The organism is Stenotrophomonas sp. PS02289, from assembly GCF_029960115.1.
Taxonomy (GTDB): domain Bacteria; phylum Pseudomonadota; class Gammaproteobacteria; order Xanthomonadales; family Xanthomonadaceae; genus Stenotrophomonas.
The window spans coordinates 1-3,226 of record NZ_JASCOZ010000278.1; the positions used below are offsets into that span (position 1 = coordinate 1).

Annotated in this window: 2 protein-coding genes; both read left to right on the forward strand. The window is 66.2% G+C overall.

Annotated elements, in window-relative coordinates; all coding sequences use genetic code 11:
• The first annotated feature begins 77 nt into the window (after positions 1-77).
• Positions 78-1,238 carry a molybdopterin-synthase adenylyltransferase MoeB gene (moeB, locus tag QMX83_RS20850; protein WP_282298532.1) on the forward strand — a complete coding sequence of 387 codons (1,161 nt, stop codon included), beginning with the start codon at positions 78-80 and terminating at the stop codon, positions 1,236-1,238.
• A 110-nt stretch (positions 1,239-1,348) separates the two neighbouring features.
• Complete coding sequence (locus tag QMX83_RS20855; protein ID WP_282298533.1) at positions 1,349-3,181, forward strand: monovalent cation:proton antiporter-2 (CPA2) family protein; 1,833 nt, start codon at positions 1,349-1,351, stop codon at positions 3,179-3,181.
• The last annotated feature ends 45 nt before the right edge of the window (positions 3,182-3,226 follow it).

Here is a 3,226-nt window from a genome sequence, read left to right on the forward strand (position 1 = left end):
GCCACGCCCTGCGTGGCTGCGCGGTACCAGGTGGGTCGAAGCCACGCAGGGCGTGGCTCTACGGCGATAATGCCCACATGGACACTATCGAGATCTCCCCGGAATCCGCCCGCCAGCGCCACGCCCAGGGCGCATTGCTGCTCGACATCCGTGAATCCCACGAACGCGCCACCGGCATGGCCGAGGGCGCTGTCGGTATCGCCAAGGGCGATCTCGAAGCCTCCCCCGCAACTCACCTTCCGGCCAGCGACCGCGAGATCCTGCTGATCTGCCAGAGCGGACGTCGTTCCCTTGCAGCGGCCGAGCATCTCGCCGCCCTGGGCTACACGAACATCACTTCGGTTGCCGGTGGCACCACCGCCTGGCGTGCCGCCGGGCTGCCCATGGTGCAGCCGCTGCAGACCGACGCCGAGCGCGATTTCAACGAACGCTACTCCCGCCATCTGCTGCTGCCGCAGGTCGGTGTTGATGGCCAACGCCGCCTGCAGCAGGCGCGCGTGCTGGTGGTTGGCGCGGGCGGCCTCGGCTCGCCGGCGGCGTTCTATATGGCGGCGGCCGGGGTAGGGCACCTGCGTATGGTCGACGACGATGTGGTCGACCGCAGCAATCTGCAGCGGCAGATCCTGCATACCGACGCCAGCGTGGGCGTGCCGAAAGTGCACTCCGCACGCGAACGACTGCTGGCACTGAATCCACACCTGGAGGTGGAAGCCGTGCAGGCGCGGGTGACGTCAGACAATGTCGACGCGCTGCTGGGCGGGGTGGATGTCGTGCTGGATGGCTCCGACAACTTCCCGCTGCGTTACCTGCTCAACGACGCCTGCATCCAGCACGCCTTGCCGCTGGTATATGGGGCAGTCGAGCGCTTCACCGGGCAGGTGAGTGTGTTCGACGCCGGTCGCCAGCGCGGTCAGGCACCCTGTTACCGCTGTCTGTTTCCGGAACCGCCGCCGCCCGAGTTTGCGCCGAACTGCGCCGAGGCTGGGGTGCTGGGCGTGCTGCCCGGCATGGTCGGGCTGCTGCAGGCGACCGAGGTGCTGAAGTTGCTGCTCGGGATAGGAGAGCCGCTGGTCGGCCGGTTGTTGAGTTTCGATGCGTTGGGCATGCGTTTCCGCGAGGTGCGGTTGCGCCCGGACCCGGCATGTCCGCTGTGCGCGCCGGACGCCGTGTTTCCCGGGTATATCGACTACGCCGCGTTCTGTGCAGGGCATGGCTCCACGGGAACAAACGCCCTGTAAAAATGCGTGTCGTTCCATTTTTGGCACAAACAACCCCCCGATAGTTGCTATGTCCCTGCGTCAATCTGTCCTATCGTGACGGCTTATCGGGGTTGCAAGGAATAAACCGCATGGCGGTGGAAGCAGGTGCCAGCAGTGAACTGGTGAAAGTGGTCGCGCTGCTGGGTGCGGCGGTGGTAATGGTGCCGCTGTTCCGGCGTCTGGGCCTGGGTTCGGTACTGGGCTACTTCGCTGCGGGCCTGGCGATCGGCCCATTCGGCTTCGGCTGGTTCTCCGACCCGCAGGCCATCCTGCATACCGCCGAGCTTGGCGTGGTGATGTTCCTGTTCGTGATCGGGCTGGAAATGCGCCCCTCGCACCTGTGGAGTCTGCGCAAGGAAATCTTCGGACTGGGCACGCTGCAGATCGTCACCTGTGGCGCGGTGCTGACCGGCGTGTGCATGCTGTTCGGATTCCCGCTGCCGGTGGCGTTCATCGGTGCCGCCGGTTTCGTGCTGACCTCCACCGCCGTGGTGATGCAGCTGCTCGCCGAGCGTGGCGACATCGCACTGCCGTCCGGTCAGAAGATCGTGTCGATCCTCCTGTTTGAAGACCTGTTGATCGTGCCGTTGCTGGCGGTGGTCGCGCTGATGGCCCCGGTGCACGCTGAGCCGGGCGAAAGCTCGCGCTGGATCAGCATCGCCATCGGTGCCGGCTCCATTGTCGGTCTGGTGCTGGTCGGCAAGTTCCTGCTCAATCCGCTGTTCCGGGTGCTGGCCGCCGCCAAGGCGCGCGAGGTGATGACCGCCGCTGCGCTGCTGGTGGTATTGGGCGCGGCGCTGCTGATGCAGCTCGGGGGCCTTTCCATGGCGATGGGCGCGTTCCTCGCCGGCGTGCTGCTCAGCGAATCCACCTTCCGCCACCAGATCGAAGCCGACATCGAGCCGTTCCGCGGCATCCTGCTGGGGCTGTTCTTCCTCAGCGTCGGCATGGCGCTGGACCTGACCGTGGTCGCCAACAACTGGCCGCTGATCGTCTCCGGCGTGCTTGCGCTGATGCTGGCCAAGGCGGTGTGCATCTATGTCGTGGCGCGCGTGCTCGGCAGTGACCATCGCCAGGCACTGGACCGTGGCGTGGTGATGGCGCAGGGCGGCGAGTTCGCCTTTGTGTTGTTCTCCGCCGCCGCTGCGGCAGGTGTGATCGGCGTGGAGGTCAATGCCAACTTCACCGCCATCGTGGTGCTGTCGATGGCGCTGACTCCGTTGTTCGTGCTGCTGCACGACAAGCTGATGCCGGCGCGCGAGGTGTCGCTCGACGGCGTGGACACCGCCGAGGGCATGTCCGGCAGCGTGCTGATGATCGGCTTCGGCCGTTTCGGCCAGGTCGCCAGTCAGTCGCTGCTGGCGCGTGACGTGGACGTCACCATCATCGACAACGACGTGGACATGATCCACAACGCCGAGCGCTTCGGTTTCAAGATCTACTACGGCGACGGCACGCGACTGGATGTGCTGCACGCCTCCGGTGCGGCCAGTGCGCGTGCGATTGCCGTGTGCGTGAACAACGCCGAGGACGCCGACCGCATCGTCGAACTGGTGTCGCACGAGTTCCCGCAGGCCAAGCTGCTGGTGCGGTCGTTCGACCGCGAGCATTCGCTGCGGCTGATCCATGCCGGCGTGGATTACCAGATCCGCGAAACCTTCGAGTCGGCGTTGATGTTTGGCCAGGCCGCGCTGATGGAACTGGGCGCGGACGAAGACGACGCGCGCGACATCGCCGAGCAGATCCGCGAACGCGACGCCGAACGTTTCGAGCTGGAAATGGCCGGTGGCGACCTGCGCGCCGGCGCGCACATGGTGTTCGGCAGCGCGCTGCCCGGCGTGCCCACGCCGACCCCGTTCACCGCGCCCAAGCGCAAGGCGCGCACTTTGAACGCCGACCAAGTGCCGGAAGAAGAGGAATAAACACGGTAGCGCCGGCCGTTGGCCGGCCCTCGCACTACTGCGGGC

Excerpts from the sequence above, each read along its gene's own strand:
- QMX83_RS20855 (WP_282298533.1), top strand. The coding sequence starts at position 1,349 with ATGGCGGTGGAAGCAGGTGCCAGCAGTGAACTGGTGAAAGTGGTCGCG.
- moeB (WP_282298532.1), top strand. The coding sequence starts at position 78 with ATGGACACTATCGAGATCTCCCCGGAATCCGCCCGCCAGCGCCACGCC.